This is a genomic window from Arthrobacter sp. GW822-FHT05G07, from assembly GCF_058799755.1.
Genome location: NZ_JBXALT010000003.1, coordinates 227,221 through 243,321 on the forward strand (window position 1 = coordinate 227,221; position 16,101 = coordinate 243,321).

Below are 16,101 nucleotides of genomic sequence, written 5' to 3' on the forward strand. Positions count from 1 at the left end.
TGGGGACGTGAAGCCGGTAACGATCAGTTGACGGTGCCCAGTTCCTTGGTCTCTTTCGCTTCGAGTCGTGGGTCTGCACCCAGCAAGCGGCGCAGGGAGGCCAGCCGCGCCACTCCTGATGGGCCTGCATGGCCATCGTTCACCCATGCATCAAGCCCGCAATTGGTGGCGGTGGCACCGTGCTTGCAGCCGCGGTCGCAGGTTTCCGTGCCGGGCTCAAGGTCCGGGAAGGAATGGAGGATCCGGTCCGGGTCCACATGCGCCAAGCCGAAGGAGCGTATGCCGGGAGTATCGATGATCCAGCTGCCGGACGGGGCATCGTCCAGCTTCAGCGCCAAAGCCGAGGATGACGTGTGCCGGCCACGGCCCGTCACCGCGTTGACGCCGCCAGTGGCGCGCTCTGCCCCCGTCAGTGCATTGACCATGGTGGATTTGCCTACACCTGAGTGGCCGAGCATGACGGTGACTTTGCCACCCAGATGTGAGCGGAGCTGGGAGACGGCGTCCTTGTCCAGCCGGGCTGAGAGTCCATCATCCGAGCGGGCATCGATGCCGCCGGCCTCGGAGTCAGCCGTACGGCTGATGATCACGGGAAAGTCCAAGCTCAGGTAATTGGCAAGGAGCTCCGCCGGATCCTTGACGTCCGCCTTGGTGATAAGCAGCAACGGCTCGATGCCGGCGTCGTATGCTGCAACCAAAGCACGGTCAATAAATCCAGTACGTGGTTCCGGGTTGGCCGCCGCAACAACCACAACGAGCTGATCGGCATTGGCTACAACCACTCGTTCGATGGGGTCCGTATCATCCGCGCTGCGGCGAAGGAGCGTCTTCCGCTCTTCCACCCGCACCAGGCGCGCCAGAGTGTCGGGGGACCCGGAGACGTCACCCACCAAAGCGACGAAGTCGCCAGGGACAACGGGATTGCGCCGCAGTTCACGGGCGCGGGCTGCAATCACGATGCGCTCATGTGCGGAATCTTCGCCCACAATAGCCCTGTAGCGCCCGCGGTCCACGGTGATGATCCTGCCTATCACGGCGTCATCGTGGCTGGGGCGATCCTTGGTGCGGGGCCTGGATCCTTTTTTGCTGGGACGGATCCGGACGTCGGATTCGTCCCAGGAACGTGCGTCACGGCCCATGATCAGTTACTGGCCTCATCGGCATCGGTTGGCTGCAGCATGGCCGCCCACATCTGTGGGAATTCCGGCATGGTCTTGGACGTCGTGGCGATGTCCTCAACCTGTACGCCTTCGACGGCGAGACCAAGGATCGCGCCGGCAGTAGCCATGCGGTGGTCGGCATAGCTGTGGACCACGCCCCCGTGAAGGGTCGCCGGCCGGATCACCAAGCCATCGGCGGTCTCTTCCGCGTCGCCTCCGAGGCCGTTGATCTCGGCTACAAGGGCGGCAAGCCGGTCAGTTTCGTGCCCGCGGAGGTGGGCAATGCCGGTTAACCGGGAGGTCCCGGTGGCCAACGCGCACAGCGCGGCAACAGTAGGTGCCAGCTCGCTGGTTTCGTCGAAGTCGGCTCCCTTAATTTCGGCGCCGCCAGTCACTGTCAGCGTTCCGTCCTGGAAGGTCACCTCTGCTCCCAAGGCGGTCAGGATGGTGCGCCACTGGTCGCCCACTTGTGTGGTGCCGGCAGGCCAATTGGGAATGCGGACGGTGCCACGCGTGGCCAGCGCGGCGGCGAGGAAAGGCCCTGCGTTGGAGAGGTCTTGTTCGATACGCTGGTCAAAAGCCCGGATGCGGCCAGGGGAGACCCGCCAGTGGTTGGGTACGGAATCGTCCACGACCACGCCCACGCTGCGGAGGACCTCCACGGTCATGGTGATGTGGTCCAAGCTGGGAACGGGCTTGCCCACGTGCTCCAGATGCAGGCCCTCAACGAAGCGGGCACCCACCAGCAGCAACGCGGAAACGAACTGGGACGATGCGCTGGCGTCAATCACCAGATGGCCGCCCCGGACCTCGCCGGTACCGTCCACAGCGAAGGGAAGGGACGACGGCGTCCTGCCGCCGTCCGCTGCCACCGGAACGCCGAGGGCGATCAAGGCTTCGATGATGGTTCCCATGGGTCTGTTGCGTGCGTGGGGGTCGCCGTCGAAGACTGTAACGCCGTTACGCAGTGCCGCCAACGGTGGAACGAACCGCATGACGGTTCCGGCCAGTCCGCAGTCGATTGCCGTCTCCGCGCCCGACGCGGCCGGATCCATGGGTGTAATTTCCAAGTCCGGTCCGAAGTGGCCGTCACCGGGTACTTCGGTGACGGTTGCACCCAACTGCCGGAGGGCTTGGATCATCAGTGCGGAGTCGCGGGAATGAAGGGGAGCCCTCAACCGTGAGGGACCATCCGCCAAAGCCGCTAACACTAGGAACCGGTTTGTCAGGGACTTTGAACCGGGGACCGTCACCGTCGCGTCCACGGGCCCCTTGGCATGAGGGGCCGGCCACAAGGGGAGCGTGGTGGCGGCTTTTGTTGATTCGGTGTTAGCAGGGGTGGTGCCTGTCATGCTTCCTTATGCTCCAACTGCGTTGTCTACGGCTTTGCGAACTGCTTTGTCTGCGCGCTTGATCTGCTTGCCTGTCACTTTTTTGGCATCGGCCGCCAAGTGTTCTGCCCGCCAGGCAATGCTCGGACGGCCTTCTGTATCAACTGAGGCAAGAAGCACGCCGCCCGTGAGGGAAATGTTCTTCAGCAACTGGGCCTTGCGGGCGCTCCGGCCTTCCTTCGTGCTGATATCGGCCGAACGCCACTCGACATAGGAGTTCAAGGCCGACGTGATAGCGAGGACCGTGGCGGCGAAGCGGGAGAGTTTGCCGAGTCCGAGCAATGCTCCGGCGCCCAGCTGTGCACCGCCGATGACGCGCGCGAGTGTCTTTTCGTCAGTTTTGAAGGGCAGGGATTCCGAGGCGCGGCGAAGGACGGGTGAGAGTTGCTTCGCAGTGTCGTCCGCGTTCCTGAGCTTGTCCAGCCCTGCGACGACGAAGCTGGACGCGAGCATGGGACGTGCGAGAAAACGGATAACAGACATGTCTTGCCTCCTGGATGGCTTGCCACATTAGTTCGATGAGTGTTGTGCTCAAGGGGTGCAGTCTGCTCTAGTCTTGCACTTTTGCGGAATATTTACCCAGCGGCAGCCGTTGTGAGTTTCAGGTGCGGCGGAGACCGGACCGCGGCATGGTGATGCCGCCTCGCTGAACGGAGTTGGTTTTTTGACTTTGGTGAAGGACCGCATGGTTCTACCGGAGGTTGGGTTTGGTGCGCAGCCGGATTCGCCCACGCTGACAGTAGACTTGGCAACGATGAGCACCATTGAACCGGCCGCAGCGGCCATGTACCAGGCAGCCGACGCGGACGACGACGCAGCTGTTGCACCCGACGTCGATCCTGCTACGGAGACTCCTGAACAGCGGCGGGAACGCTTTGAGCGCGACGCGATGCAGTACGTGGACCAACTGTATTCGGCAGCCATGCGGATGGCGCGCAACCCCTCCGATGCCGAAGATCTGGTCCAAGAGGCTTACACCAAGGCGTTTTCGGCCTTTCACCAGTACAAGCCGGGTACCAACCTTAAGGCCTGGCTGTACCGCATCCTGACCAACACGTACATCAATCTCTATCGGAAGCGGCAGCGTGAGCCTCTGCAGTCCAACTCGGACACGATCGAGGATTGGCAGTTGGCCAAGGCGGAGTCGCATACCTCCGCGGGCTTACGGTCCGCTGAGACTGAGGCTCTGGACCACCTCCCTGACTCCGACGTGAAGAACGCTTTGCAGTCAATTCCTGAGGAATTCCGGCTGGCGGTCTACTTCGCGGATGTTGAAGGGTACGCCTACAAGCAAATTTCAGAAATCATGAACACCCCGATCGGCACGGTCATGTCACGGTTGCACCGCGGCAGGAAGATGCTGCGGGACATGCTGGCGGACTATGCCGCCGAACGGGGCTTCAGGGCCCAAACCGATGATCAGGCCGCGGCCGGAAGCAACAATCAGGAGAAAGAGAAATGAGCGACTGCCAGGGATTGGGCGATTGCGACGATACGCGAATGCAGCGGATCTACGAGTACCTCGACGGTGCGTTGACCCGCGAGGACCTCACTGAGATCAAGCAGCACCTGGACACCTGCGAGGAATGTGCCGAGCAGTACGACCTTGAGTGCCTCATCCGCACCATGGTCAAGCGCTCATGCACTGAATCTGCGCCGGAAAACCTCAAGAACTCGATTCTTGACAGGATTCACTCCATCAAAGCCGTGGACGCCTGATACAACTCCGGCGCTCCAGAGCTGATCCCTTCACAGGGGGGCAACTTCTCCAGCTCTTAACTGCGAAGGACCCGGAAACCGCATGGTTTCCGGGTCCTTCGCTTTTAAGCCTGTGACGCTAAGCCGATGGCTTAGGTGTTGGGACGCTTGCCGTGGTTCGCGCCGCCGCGCTTACGGTCACGACGCTTACGTGCACGCTTGCTCATAGCTGGCCTCCTTCAAGGATTGATACTCAATAAAGCTGCCCTCCAGTTTCGCACATCAGAGCGCTGCGCCGCGAACCGGGCGGGTGTCGTGCTCCCTCGGAGCAGCCCGTTAGTCAGTTTCGCAGCGAGTTCCTGATCGAGATGCGGGCCTGGTCCAATACAGTGCGCACGGTTTCAAGCGCAATGGGAGTCAGCGGATGAGCGGCGCCGTGCTGGCGCAATTCGACACGAATGTCGTCCCTGAAGGACTGGACCAATAGTTCCGCTTCCTTGAGGATGCGCTGACCTTCAGGAGTGTAGCCCGCTGTCCTGCTCCGAAAAGCAGCCGAAGAAGCGCTGGTGCGGGCGGCCTCGGCGGTGGCTGCGAGATCTGCCCGCAAGCCGCGCATATTGGTTCGGATGTCCTCCCGCAGATTGTCGGCGAGCCGCCTGACGGAGGCCGAAATTGTGTCCTCTACATCGGCAAGCTCCTGCCGGCGGCTGTCCAGCTCAGCGCGGCCGGCATCAGTGATGAGGTACTTGGTGCGACGCCCTTCGGCCTCCGTGGCAACGAGGCCTTCCTCCTCCAGCTTTCCCAAACGCGGGTAGATGGTTCCGGCGCTGGGGGAGTAGGTGCCGCCGAATCGCTCGCCCAACTCCTTGATCAGCTCATAGCCGTGCTTCGGACCTGTCTCGAGCAAGGCAAGCAGGTACAGTCGCAGGGCGCCGTGCGCAAAAACCGGGGGCATCAGAGGCCCGATTCCCCGGGGGCCGGGTGGCCGTTTTCCGGTGTGGGCGCCGATCCGTGCATGATGTAGGTCTTCCCGGACATCGTGTTGGTCCGAACCAGCATCAGTTTTTCGTCCGGGCCCACAATGGTGTGAACGTTGCTGCCGGGCTGGGCGTACATCTGGTCGTCGATCACCACGGTACCGCTGGCCGACTTCGCCACGATGTCCAGGCCGACATCATGTGGCAGCCGGATAGTCAGGTCTCCGGAGACGGAATTGGCCCCGAGGTCGTTGGTGTAGTCCTGCAGGTCAAAGCTGAGGTCGCCGCTCACGGTGCTCGCACGGACGTTCTTGAACTTGCCCGAAGCGGTGACTTCGCCTGAGACGCTCTTGGCGGTCAGGACGCCGTCGTGGTTTCTGGCGATGACCTCGCCACTGACTGTATTGACGTGCAATTCGCCGCTGGTGCTGTCGGCAAGGACCGAACCGGAGACCGTGTTCAGACGAGTGCGGCCGCTGATTCCCGAGACCATGCCGTCACCGCTCACGGTACCCGCCTCAACGTCGACGCCGGATGGTAGCGCAATGCCGACGATCACCGAGTTGCTGCTGGTGTTGTTGACGGTACCCATCAGGTTGCGGAACCAGCCCTGCGGTCCTTGGAGTTGGTGGCGTACTTCCAGCCTTCCGTCAACAAGCGTGACCGTCAGAGGGTCGCCCGTGATCTCGCTGATCTCGATGCGGACAAACGGCTCGTCGTGCGTCACCACGTCAAAGCGGCCTTTGACAATGCCCAGTTTGAGAGAGCGGACATTCTCCACATCAATGGTTTGCGGGCCCGTCACGGTCCATAGTTCGTCAGACATGATCCCTCCAAGTTGCGATATATCGCGTTGATAGAAAACACGATATATCGCGTCTAGCCAGGAGGCAATGGTTTGTTGACTAATGCCGGACGGCAGGTCAGGGCTATGACCTGTAAATCTTGCCGATGAGCGAGCGGGCGATGATTACCGCGGGATCGCGGCCGTCGGCAGCGGGCGCCAAATTGGTCCACACCACCAACGTGACGGAATTCGCAGGATCGCTGCCCATGAAGGTGTTGAAGCCTGGAAGTTCTCCGGTGTGGCCGTAGAGATTACCGAACTTCGCGATCCCCAAACCATACGAGGCACTGCGCGGGTCGTCCGGGTTCGTGGGCGTGACGGTCTCAAGCCGCTTTTGTTGCAGTTCGGCGTTCAGGAGCTTTCCGTTGACAAGGGCCTCCCCAAGAGTCTTCAGATCAGTGGCCGTGGAGATCCCCGAACCCGCTGCCCAAGCCCACGATGGATTGACGTCAGTGACGTCGTTGGGTGCGAGCGTGCCGGCGTTGGCTTCCTGCTGCATGGCCTCCGGGAGTGCGGGATTCGTCATGGTCAGGACGTTGTCCCCGAAGAAGTAGCCCTGGGGATGGGGTTCGGGAATACTGTTCGACGCGATGTCGGGGAACACTGTTCCCTTCATGCCCAGCGGCTCGAAGATGCGTTCCTTGAACAGTTGCCCCAACGGTTTCCCGGCGATCTTTTCGGCGATGAGGCCCAGCAGGACCGTGTTGGTGTTGGAGTAATGGAAACCCTGGCCAGGCGCAAAGTACGGTGGGTGTTTGTAGGCCAGGGCTAGAAGTTCGTCCGGTTGCCAAGCCCTTTGCGGGTCCGTGTCCATGGCCGAATTGAGCTCGAGGGTTTCCGTGTAGTTGAACAGCCCGCTCCGCATGGTCAGCAGCTGATCGATAGTGATGTTGTCCCCGTTGGGAACGTCGGGCCGGTGCCGGGACACCGGATCGTCCAAGGAAAGCTTGCCCTCCTGGACCATCTGCAGAATGGCTGTTGTGGTCCAGGTCTTGGTGACGGAGCCCACCCGGATATGGTCCTCTGTGGATACTGCGCGCTGGGCGTCGCGGACACCAGTGCCGTAAGAAGCCGTGAGTGTCCCTTCGGGGGTCACCAACAACATCACCGCTCCGGGGACAAGGACTTCCTTCGCGGTCCGCTCGAAGTCGGCGCGCAGGGTTCCGGCGTCGAATGGCTGCAACGCAGCTGTGGCCGTTGATGGCGAGGATGTTGATGACGAAATCGTTGATGACGAAGCCGTGGGCGTGGCTGTTGGCGACGTCGCTGAAGGAGAGGGCGGACCGGAACTGCAGGAAACTGTGGCTACCACTGCGGCAACAATGGCCGCGGTGAATGGTGCTCTGACAGAAACCTTCACGATCCGTGTCATGGCTACTCCGGTTGTGCGATATTAAGCCACTGGAACCAGCCGCGGTGCAGGACAAGCCACGCAATTAATCCGTAGCCGGCCTGGCCCGGTGTTCCCCCATTGGCTGCGAGGTCCGTCCTCCACTGCTCATGATTGAGCAAGGGGGAGAACGTGTCAACGTAGTGGTGGTTTCGTCGCGTGGTGACATCAGCGAAGGCAGTGTTCAGTTCAGCAAGCCGTTTGTTGCGGGCGGGATCAAGCGTGGGGGGCGGGCCCACCACAAAGACTTCCACGCTGCTGTGTGAAGCGCCGTCCAGGATGTTGGCAAGATTCAAACGGCTGCGCGCCGTGGACAGACCAAACTCGAGGTCGCGCCCCGAAAGACCGATCACCAATCGATTCTCATGCGTGTCGCTGAAGCGCCTGCCGGCCTCGTCCTGCCAGCGGGCGGCGAGGCCCTCAGTGCCTTCCATGGGGCAGGGGAGCGGGAAACTTTCCACCACAACGGAGTCCTGGGGCGTGCGGGCCAGCACTCTTCCGAGCCAACCCAATGCGCGGGGATCCCCCAGACCCGCGAGCAGTTCATCTCCTACAGCTGCGATGCGCAGCTTCCTGTCTTCCACGGTTACCTCTTCACACTCGTTACGGTCCTTGCACGGTTTCCGAATCATCGGCCGGTTTGGGAACCGGGTACCTGTCCCATTAAACAGAACTGCCCGGCCTGAGGCGCGCTCATCGCTCCTCAGGCCGGGCAGTTTCGTTTACTTGCGTTCGAACGCCTGCTTGATCAGGGCGTCCTGTTCAGCAGCGTGGCGCTTCATGGAACCGGCAGCGGTGGATGCCGAAGCCGGGCGCGACACGAGACGAAGCTTGCGATCAAGCTCCGGTGCCAGGTTCAGGCCCATGAACGGCCACGGACCCTGGTTGGCGGGCTCGTCCTGTGCCCAAACGATGTCAGCGTTCGGGTACTTGGCGAGTTCGGCGTCAATCTCAGCCTTGGGCAGCGGGTACAGCTGCTCTACGCGGATGATCGCAGTCGAAGTGTCGCCGGACTTCTGACGGTTGGACAGGAGGTCGTAGTACAAACGGCCTGAGACCAGGATGACGCGGTCCACATTGGCAGGCTGTACTTCCGGATCAGCAATGACCGGCTTGAAGCCGCCGGTGGTGAAGTCTTCCACGGCCGAAGCCGCACCCTTGAGGCGGAGCAGCTGCTTGGGTGTGAAGATGATCAACGGCTTCCGCGGACGGCTGTAAGCCTGGCGGCGCAACAGGTGGAAGTGCGAGGCGGCCGTGGTGGGGTTGGCCACGATCATGTTGTCCTCGGCGCACATCTGCAGGAAGCGCTCGATGCGTGCCGACGAGTGGTCCGGACCCTGGCCTTCGTAACCGTGCGGCAGCATGAGAACCAGCGAGGAGCGCTGGCCCCACTTCTGTTCAGCCGAGGAAATGAACTCGTCAATGATGGTTTGGGCGCCGTTGACGAAGTCACCGAACTGGGCCTCCCAGAGGACCAAGGCATCCGGACGCTCCACCGAGTAGCCGTATTCGAAGCCCATGGCCGCGTATTCGGACAACAGGGAGTCGTAGATCCACAACTTGGCTTGGTCGTCGGAAAGGTTGCCCAGTGGCAGCCATTCGTTGCCGTTGGCGCGGTCGTGGAACACGGCGTGACGCTGGACAAACGTTCCGCGGCGGGAGTCCTGGCCAGCCAGGCGTACGGGTACGCCTTCCATGATCAGGGAGCCAAAGGCTGCGATCTCGCCGAAGCCCCAGTCGATGCCGCCTTCACGGGACATCTGCTCACGCTTCTCAAGGAGCTGCTTGAGCTTGGAGTGAACGGTGAAGCCATCCGGAATTTCCAGGTGCGCCTTGCCGATGCGGGCAAGGGTTTCGGCGGAAATCGCAGTGGAGGCAGGGGAGTTGGTCCCGAAGTCAGCCTGCTGCGCAATGGGACGCTCGATGTCCGAGACAGCAGCGGAGTCCGCCGTGATGATCGGGATCGGTGAAGTCTGTGCAGCGTGCGTCTCAGCGAAGACGCGCTCAAGGCGCTCCTGGTAGTCGCGGAGCAGCTGCTCAGCTTCTTCCTCGGTAATGTCTCCGCGGCCGATGAGCGACTCGGTGTACAACTTGCGAACGGAGCGTTTGGCTTCGATCAGGTTGTACATGAGCGGCTGGGTCATCGAGGGGTCGTCGCCTTCGTTGTGGCCGCGACGGCGGTAGCAGACCATGTCGATGACAACGTCCTTGTGGAAACGCTGACGGAACTCGTAGGCGAGCTGCGCAACGCGCACCACGGCTTCGGGGTCGTCGCCGTTCACGTGGAACACCGGTGCCTGGATCATCTTGGCAACGTCCGTGGAGTACGTGGACGAGCGCGATGACGACGGCGCGGTGGTGAAGCCAACCTGGTTGTTGACGATCACGTGGATGGTACCGCCGGTGCGGTAGCCGCGCAGCTGGGAGAGGTTGAGGGTTTCAGCCACAACACCCTGGCCTGCGAAGGCTGCATCACCGTGGACCATGATGGGCAGGACGGGGAAGGACTCGCCCTGGTCCAGACGGTCCTGCTTGGCGCGGACGATGCCTTCGAGGACGGAGTCAACAGCTTCCAAGTGGGACGGGTTGGCGGCGAGGTAGACCTTGGTCTGCTTGCCGTTGTCCGAGGTGAAAGTACCCTCCGTGCCGAGGTGGTACTTGACGTCACCGGAGCCCTGGACCGAGCGGGGGTCCTGGGTGCCCTCGAATTCGCGGAAGACCTGTGCGTAGGTCTTGCCTGCGATGTTGGTCAGCACGTTAAGGCGGCCACGGTGGGCCATGCCGATGGCAACTTCGTCCAAGCCGTCGTCGGCTGCGTCGGAAATGACGGCGTCGAGCAGCGGAATCAGCGACTCGCCACCCTCAAGGGAGAAGCGCTTCTGGCCAACGAACTTGGTCTGCAGGAAGGTTTCGAAAGCCTCTGCAGCGTTGAGCTTGGAGACGATGCGCAACTGCTCTTCACGGCTCGGCTTGGAGTACGGGTGCTCCAACTGGTCCTGGAACCACTTGCGTTCTGCCGGCTCCTGGATGTGCATGTACTCGATGCCCGTGGTGCGGCAGTAGGCGTCGCGGAGCACGCCGAGGATGTCTCGGAACTTGAGCTGCGGCTTGCCACCGAACCCGCCGGTGGGCCATTCGCGGTCCAGGTCCCAGAGGGTCAGGCCATAGGTGAGGACGTCCAGGTCAGGGTGCTTGCGCTGTACGTACTCCAAAGGATCGGTGTCGGCCATGAGGTGGCCACGCACGCGGTAGGAGTGGATCAGCTGCTGGATGCGGGCTACCTTGTTGATCTCGTCTGCAGGATCAACCTGGAGGTCCGGGCTCCAGCGCACGGGCTCGTACGGAATGCGCAGGGCTTCGAAGATTTCGTCGTAGAAGTTCTGCGCACCGAGGAGGAGCTGGTGGACAAGCTTGAGGAACTCGCCGCTGCCTGCGCCCTGGATGACGCGGTGGTCATAGGTGGAGGTCAGGGTGAGGATCTTGCTGATGGCGTTCTGGGCGATGATCTTCTCGCTCGCGCCCTGGAACTCAGCAGGGTAGTCAAGGGCGCCGACGCCGATGATGGCCGCCTGGCCCTTGGAAAGGCGCGGTACCGAGTGGACCGTACCGATTCCACCGGGGTTGGTGAGGGAGACCGTAGTACCTGCGTGGTCGTCAGCGGTCAGCTTGCCGTTGCGGGCGCGCTTGATGAGGTCCTCGTAGGTGTGCCAGAACTCGGCGAAGTCCATGGTCTCGGCCTTCTTGATGTTCGGAACCATCAGGAGGCGGGTGCCATCGGGCTTGGGCATGTCAATGGCGATGCCGAAGTTGACGTGGGCGGGCTGAACGGCGCTCGGCTTTCCGTCGATCTCGTCGTAGTAGACGTTCATCGACGGGAACTGGGAGAGCGCGCGGACAACCGCATATCCGATGAGGTGCGTGAACGACACCTTGCCACCGCGGGCGCGGGCAAGGTTGGAGTTGATGACCACTCGGTTATCGATGAGCAGCTTGGCAGGAACTGCCCGGACGCTCGTGGCAGTGGGCACTTCAAGGCTGGTCACCATGTTGGTGGCAATAGCCTTGGCAGGACCGCGGAGGACTGAAACGACGTCTTCCTCAGGTGCTGTAGGAGCCTTGGTGCTCTTGGGCAGCTGTGCCGGGATGGGCTGGGCCGTGGTGCCGGCGGCGGGCTTCTTTGCTCCGTCCCGGGCAACCGTGGCGGGTGCCTTTTTCGCCGGGGCGGGCGCCGCCGGTGCAGCCTCCGGGGCAGCGGCGGGAGCGGCCGGCGTCGGTGCCGGTGCTGCCGGAGCTACCACGGGAAGTACTTGGGTAGGGGGATTGGCAGCCGATGCGGCTGCGGAGGATCCGTTGGAAGAAGTGCCGTCACCGGAAGCAAAGGACTCGAAGAGTGGCCACCATTTGGCGTCGACCGAATTCTTGTCCTGTTGGTACCGCTCGTACAGTTCGTCAACGAGCCACTCGTTTCCGCCAAATTCCTCTGGTAGACGGTGGCTGGGCTGCTCTGGCACTTGAAATACGCCTCTTCCATGAGTGTTGTTTTCCCGCTGGCCACAGATGCTCTCCACAACGGTGGGCCAGGGTCCGGGTCCCGCGAACTCAGACCCATGTCAGTCTAGTTAGGATCGTTGGTTAACTGCCAATAGTGGTGACCTAAATCATGTTGCGGCTGACGTATTGGGCATGGCCTTCTTCTTGAAGCGTACGTGACGCCGGCGAAGCGCCCGTGGCCGGGCGGACTGTAGACTGAAGTTCTTATGGACAGTAAATCTAGGTGCCGGCCTGGGAACTGTCGGGGGAGCCAATCTGGCAAACCCGCACAGCGTGCCCGTCGAGCCGGCAATACCCGTTCACATGCCCATCACGCGCCGGCGCTCACAGCCGGTGGTGCCGCAGACCATGCGTCCGCGGGACCCGACCAGCCTCCGCCGGGGAGAATCCCCGAGCCAAAGGCTTCTTCACCCTTGCACGCGCCCACTCTTGGAGTGATGCACTAGGTGGAATGGATTCTTCTCCTTGCCGGCTTTGCTTTGATTCTTGGCACCGGCTTTTTTGTAGCAGTTGAGTTTTCCCTTGTTGCCTTGGACCAAGCAAGCGTTCAGCGTGCAGTCGACAACGGCGACCACGCTGCCGCCCCGCTGCTGAAGTGCCTTAAGTCGCTCTCCACACAGCTCTCCAGTTGCCAGTTGGGCATCACGCTGACCACTTTGTTGACAGGTTTTGTGATGGAGCCCTCTGTCGGGCAGCTGCTTGTTGGGCCCCTCGGCCTGCTGGGCCTCGCCCCTGAGGTGGCGCATTCGGTCGCGTTGATTGTTGCCATGGCGTTCGCCACGCTCCTTTCGATGCTTCTGGGCGAGTTGGTCCCCAAGAACATGGCCATTGCCCTCGCTTTTCCTTTGGGCAAACGCCTGGCGCGCCCCCAGCTGATGTTTACGGCTGTTTTCAAGCCGGCCATCGTGGTGCTGAATGGATTCTCGAACAAGGTGCTGAACCTGTTCGGCCTCGAAGCCAAGGAAGAGATCTCGGGGGCGAGGACCCCTGCGGAGCTTGCATCTTTGGTGCGGCGCTCGGCGGAGCTGGGGACGTTGGATGCCGGTACGGCCAACTTCGTTGCCCGTACCCTGAACTTTTCCGGGCGCACGGCGGCGGACGTCATGACGCCCCGCATCCGCATGGAAACGATCGACGCCGACCAGCCCGTCTCCGACGTCCTGGATGCCGCGCGCAGAACCGGATATTCCCGGTTCCCTGTCATTGGGGATTCCACGGACGATATCCGCGGCGTGGTTCACATCAAGAAGGCGGTAGCTGTTCCCGCGGAGCGTCGGGCCAAGCTTGAGGCAGGCGCGATCATGACGGACGTCCTGAAGGTTCCAGAGACTATTCATTTGGACGCACTCCTTGCTGAATTGCGCGAGGGCAACCTCCAACTCGCCGTCGTGCTGGATGAATACGGCGGCACCGCGGGCATCACCACCCTTGAGGACCTCGTGGAAGAGATCGTCGGCGAAGTCGCCGATGAGCATGACAAGGTCCGGCCGGGAGTGCTGCAGAGCGCGTCCGGGGACTGGTACTTCCCGGGCTTGTTGAGGCCGGACGAAGTGTCTGAGCAGATTCCCAACCTGACCGTTCCTGATGAATCTGCCTACGAGACCGTGGGCGGGTACGTCATGAGCCAGCTTGGCCGTATTGCCAGGACAGGTGATGTGGTGGATACCGTCGGCGGGACGCTGACCGTCACCCGGATGGACGGCCGAAGGATCGACAGGATCTGTTTCCATCACGTGGAGACGGACGAATCATCACCCGTGGATACCGGAAGCACGCGTCGCGAAGCAGGTGCCGTATGAGTGACTGGGTAGGAATTGTCTGGCTCGTGGTGCTCCTGATTGGCAACGCCTTCTTTGTGGGTGCCGAGTTCGCGGTCATGTCGGCGCGTCGCAGCCAGATTGAGCCACTTGCCGAAGCCGGGTCCAAGCGCGCGCAAACAACACTGCGCGCCATGGAAAACGTCTCGCTGATGCTCGCTTGCGCCCAGCTGGGTATCACTGTTTGCTCCCTCTTGATCCTCCAAGTTGCCGAGCCCGCGATCCACCATCTGTTGGCTGAGCCATTGGAGCTGGTTGGTGTTCCGGTTGAACTGGCAGACATCATCGCTTTTGCCATCGCGCTGCTGTTCGTCACGTTCCTGCACGTCACCTTTGGCGAGATGGTCCCCAAGAACATCTCGGTTTCCGTTGCGGACAAAGCCGCCCTGCTGTTGGCCCCGCCGCTGATGTTCATCGCCCGTGTGGTGAACCCGATTATCTGGACCCTGAACTGGTTGGCCAACCACATCCTGCGGCTGATGAAGATCGAGCCCAAGGATGAAGTGTCCTCTTCGTTCACGCTTGAGGAGGTGCAGTCGATTGTTCAGGAATCCACGCGCCACGGTTTGGTGGATGACGAAACGGGCCTGCTGAGCGGCGCTTTGGAGTTCTCGGAGCATACGGCCTCGCACATCATGGTTCCTTTGGACAGGCTGGTGGTGCTGAAGACTGCTTCCACTCCGGTGGACTTGGAAAAGGCGGTCAGCCGCACCGGTTTCTCCCGGTTCCCGATGGTGGACGACGACGGCGAACTCGCCGGATACCTGCACGTGAAGGACATCCTGTCCATTCCGGACGAGGGCCGGCGGCATCCCATCGCCGAGGGCCGCATCCGGTCGTTGGCCAACCTTGCGCCTGATGACGAGATCGAGCAGGCAATGTCCGTCATGCAACGTACGGGTTCGCACCTTGCCCGTGTTGTCGGCGCAGCCGGCGAAACTCAGGGTGTCCTGTTCCTGGAGGACGTCATCGAACAGTTGGTCGGTGAGATCCGGGATGCCACCCAGGCAACCGGCATTCGCCGCTACGGTGGTCACCAAGTGCAGTAGCAAGCAATGAATCAGGCTGGCGTCGACCCCCGAGGTCGGCGCCAGACTTGTCTAAATAGGAATCATTCCAAACTAGGGGTTACACTGGAATCTGCCAGTAATTGTGTTTGATTCTCATTTTGAGTAGATCCGAGGTCCTCGTGCGTCGTTCCGCCGCCCGCCTGTCCGTGGCAGCTTCAGCAGCTCTTGCCGCCCTCATGCTTTCTTCCTGCGCCGGTACGGCTGGAGCCAACAATGCATCGTCATCCGGTGCTATTGAGGTAGTCACCTCCACGAACGTCTACGGAGACGTTGTGAAGGCCATTGGCGGGGATAAAGTCAACGTGAGTGCCATCATCACCAAGACAAGCCAGGACCCGCACTCGTACGAGGCAAGCGCCCAGGACAAGTTGGTGATCTCCAAGGCGAAGCTCGTGGTGGAGAACGGCGGAGGCTACGACGAGTTCCTTCACAAAATTGCCGACGAGACCAAGGTCGGACACGAGAACATGATCAGTGCTGTGGAGATCTCAGGGCTTGCGCCCGAAGAGGAAGGCCATGGCACGGACTCCAAGAGCGCCGAGGCCCACAGCGAAGACGAGCACGCGCACGACCACGGTGACTTCAACGAGCACGTCTGGTACAGCCTGGACGCGATGGGCAAGCTCGCCGATGCAGTGGCCGTAAAGTTGGGCACCTTGGACGCGGGGTCCGCATCCACTTTCACGGCCAATGCGGACACCTTTAAAGCGAAGCTCGCTGAACTCAACGGACAACTCGCTGCCGTCAAGGCGGCCAACGATCACGCCCCGGTGGCGGTCACTGAGCCTGTTCCCCTGTACCTGCTGGAAGCAGCCGGCCTGGAAAACAAGACCCCTGAGGCTTACAGTGCCGCCATCGAAGAGGAAACCGATGTCCCGGCAGCTGTGTTGAAGGAAACCACTGACCTTGTCAGTGCCAAGTCTGTCCGGTTCCTGGCCTACAACCAGCAGACGGAAGGGCCCCAGACCGAGGCCGTCAAACGGGCCGCGGACACCGCCGGCGTGCCGGTAGTGAACTTCACTGAGACGCTGCCTGACGGGAAAGACTACCTCCAGTGGATGACGGACAACGTGGAATCCATTTCGACAGCACTCAAGAAGTAGCGTTCCCGGAACCCAATTGCGGTGAAGGGCCCCGTAGGCGTCCTAAGATATTCAGGATGGCTGCGGGGCCTTTTGCCTGCCACCACCACACCCGCCA

At 61.6% G+C, this 16,101-nt stretch carries 15 protein-coding genes; 6 read left to right on the forward strand and 9 right to left on the reverse strand.

Features of this window, described 5'->3' with window-relative positions; all coding sequences use genetic code 11:
* Positions 1-23: 23 nt before the first annotated feature.
* The 3 genes from rsgA to AC1RJY_RS06185 are packed head-to-tail and all read right to left on the reverse strand — an operon-like array spanning position 24 to position 3,034.
* Positions 24-1,139, reverse strand: coding sequence for a ribosome small subunit-dependent GTPase A (gene rsgA, locus AC1RJY_RS06175; protein ID WP_011775304.1), 1,116 nt, complete (start codon positions 1,137-1,139; stop codon positions 24-26).
* A gap of 2 nt (positions 1,140-1,141) precedes the next feature.
* Positions 1,142-2,512, reverse strand: a complete 1,371-nt coding sequence (gene aroA, locus AC1RJY_RS06180) for a 3-phosphoshikimate 1-carboxyvinyltransferase (RefSeq protein ID WP_043470431.1) — start codon at positions 2,510-2,512, stop codon at positions 1,142-1,144.
* 6 nt (positions 2,513-2,518) lie between these two features.
* A complete protein-coding gene (locus AC1RJY_RS06185; RefSeq protein ID WP_011775302.1) occupies positions 2,519-3,034 on the reverse strand; it encodes a DoxX family membrane protein in 516 nt (171 codons plus the stop codon).
* Positions 3,035-3,215: 181 nt separating this feature from the next.
* On the opposite strand from AC1RJY_RS06185, the gene AC1RJY_RS06190 reads away from it, so the two are divergent.
* The gene (locus tag AC1RJY_RS06190; RefSeq protein WP_011775301.1) at positions 3,216-4,013 is read left to right on the forward strand and encodes a sigma-70 family RNA polymerase sigma factor; all 798 of its coding nucleotides are present in this window, start codon (positions 3,216-3,218) and stop codon (positions 4,011-4,013) included.
* A complete protein-coding gene (rsrA, locus tag AC1RJY_RS06195; RefSeq protein ID WP_011775300.1) occupies positions 4,010-4,270 on the forward strand; it encodes a mycothiol system anti-sigma-R factor in 261 nt (86 codons plus the stop codon). Before AC1RJY_RS06190 ends, rsrA begins: the two co-directional genes overlap by 4 nt.
* 131 nt (positions 4,271-4,401) lie before the next feature.
* Here the strand turns inward: rsrA and AC1RJY_RS06200 are convergent, their stop codons facing one another.
* The 4 genes from AC1RJY_RS06200 to AC1RJY_RS06215 form a co-directional block, all read right to left on the reverse strand.
* Entirely contained in the window at positions 4,402-4,476 is a 75-nt protein-coding gene (locus tag AC1RJY_RS06200) for a 50S ribosomal protein bL37 (protein ID WP_369299106.1), read from the reverse strand.
* 113 nt (positions 4,477-4,589) lie between these two features.
* Positions 4,590-5,204, reverse strand: a complete 615-nt coding sequence (locus AC1RJY_RS06205; protein ID WP_011775299.1) for a PadR family transcriptional regulator — start codon at positions 5,202-5,204, stop codon at positions 4,590-4,592.
* Entirely contained in the window at positions 5,204-6,052 is an 849-nt protein-coding gene (locus tag AC1RJY_RS06210) for a DUF4097 family beta strand repeat-containing protein (protein WP_014922204.1), read from the reverse strand. Before AC1RJY_RS06210 ends, AC1RJY_RS06205 begins: the two co-directional genes overlap by 1 nt.
* A 103-nt stretch (positions 6,053-6,155) precedes the next feature.
* Positions 6,156-7,256: a serine hydrolase domain-containing protein gene (locus AC1RJY_RS06215; RefSeq protein WP_498601842.1), complete on the reverse strand. Its 1,101-nt coding sequence runs from the start codon at positions 7,254-7,256 to the stop codon at positions 6,156-6,158.
* 7 nt (positions 7,257-7,263) lie between these two features.
* On the opposite strand from AC1RJY_RS06215, the gene AC1RJY_RS06220 reads away from it, so the two are divergent.
* Complete coding sequence (locus tag AC1RJY_RS06220; RefSeq protein WP_238324325.1) at positions 7,264-7,470, forward strand: hypothetical protein; 207 nt, start codon at positions 7,264-7,266, stop codon at positions 7,468-7,470.
* On the opposite strand, the gene AC1RJY_RS06225 is transcribed toward AC1RJY_RS06220, so the two are convergent.
* Both AC1RJY_RS06225 and AC1RJY_RS06230 read right to left on the reverse strand, forming a co-directional pair.
* Positions 7,448-8,095 carry a GDSL-type esterase/lipase family protein gene (locus AC1RJY_RS06225; RefSeq protein WP_011775296.1) on the reverse strand — a complete coding sequence of 216 codons (648 nt, stop codon included), beginning with the start codon at positions 8,093-8,095 and terminating at the stop codon, positions 7,448-7,450. The two genes, AC1RJY_RS06220 and AC1RJY_RS06225, sit on opposite strands and share 23 nt — an antisense overlap.
* A gap of 90 nt (positions 8,096-8,185) precedes the next feature.
* Positions 8,186-11,974: a multifunctional oxoglutarate decarboxylase/oxoglutarate dehydrogenase thiamine pyrophosphate-binding subunit/dihydrolipoyllysine-residue succinyltransferase subunit gene (locus AC1RJY_RS06230; RefSeq protein WP_014922201.1), complete on the reverse strand. Its 3,789-nt coding sequence runs from the start codon at positions 11,972-11,974 to the stop codon at positions 8,186-8,188.
* A gap of 486 nt (positions 11,975-12,460) precedes the next feature.
* Here AC1RJY_RS06230 and AC1RJY_RS06235 point away from each other — a divergent pair, with 486 nt between their 5' ends.
* The 3 genes from AC1RJY_RS06235 (at position 12,461) to AC1RJY_RS06245 (ending at position 16,004) form a co-directional block, all read left to right on the forward strand.
* Positions 12,461-13,813: a hemolysin family protein gene (locus AC1RJY_RS06235; RefSeq protein WP_210063640.1), complete on the forward strand. Its 1,353-nt coding sequence runs from the start codon at positions 12,461-12,463 to the stop codon at positions 13,811-13,813.
* On the forward strand, positions 13,810-14,880 hold the full coding sequence (locus tag AC1RJY_RS06240) for a hemolysin family protein (protein WP_498601844.1): 1,071 nt from the start codon (positions 13,810-13,812) through the stop codon (positions 14,878-14,880). The genes AC1RJY_RS06235 and AC1RJY_RS06240 overlap by 4 nt, the downstream gene beginning before the upstream one ends.
* Before the next feature lie 107 nt (positions 14,881-14,987).
* Complete coding sequence (locus AC1RJY_RS06245) at positions 14,988-16,004, forward strand: metal ABC transporter solute-binding protein, Zn/Mn family (RefSeq protein ID WP_043806171.1); 1,017 nt, start codon at positions 14,988-14,990, stop codon at positions 16,002-16,004.
* The last annotated feature ends 97 nt before the right edge of the window (positions 16,005-16,101 follow it).

Bases quoted from the DNA above. Each gene is read 5' to 3' on its own strand.
- rsgA (WP_011775304.1), bottom strand. From the start codon at position 1,139: ATGGGCCGTGACGCACGTTCCTGGGACGAATCCGACGTCCGGATCCGT.
- aroA (WP_043470431.1), bottom strand. From the start codon at position 2,512: ATGACAGGCACCACCCCTGCTAACACCGAATCAACAAAAGCCGCCACC.
- AC1RJY_RS06185 (WP_011775302.1), bottom strand. From the start codon at position 3,034: ATGTCTGTTATCCGTTTTCTCGCACGTCCCATGCTCGCGTCCAGCTTC.
- rsrA (WP_011775300.1), top strand. From the start codon at position 4,010: ATGAGCGACTGCCAGGGATTGGGCGATTGCGACGATACGCGAATGCAG.
- AC1RJY_RS06205 (WP_011775299.1), bottom strand. From the start codon at position 5,204: ATGCCCCCGGTTTTTGCGCACGGCGCCCTGCGACTGTACCTGCTTGCC.
- AC1RJY_RS06210 (WP_014922204.1), bottom strand. From the start codon at position 6,052: ATGTCTGACGAACTATGGACCGTGACGGGCCCGCAAACCATTGATGTG.
- AC1RJY_RS06225 (WP_011775296.1), bottom strand. From the start codon at position 8,095: ATGATTCGGAAACCGTGCAAGGACCGTAACGAGTGTGAAGAGGTAACC.
- AC1RJY_RS06240 (WP_498601844.1), top strand. From the start codon at position 13,810: ATGAGTGACTGGGTAGGAATTGTCTGGCTCGTGGTGCTCCTGATTGGC.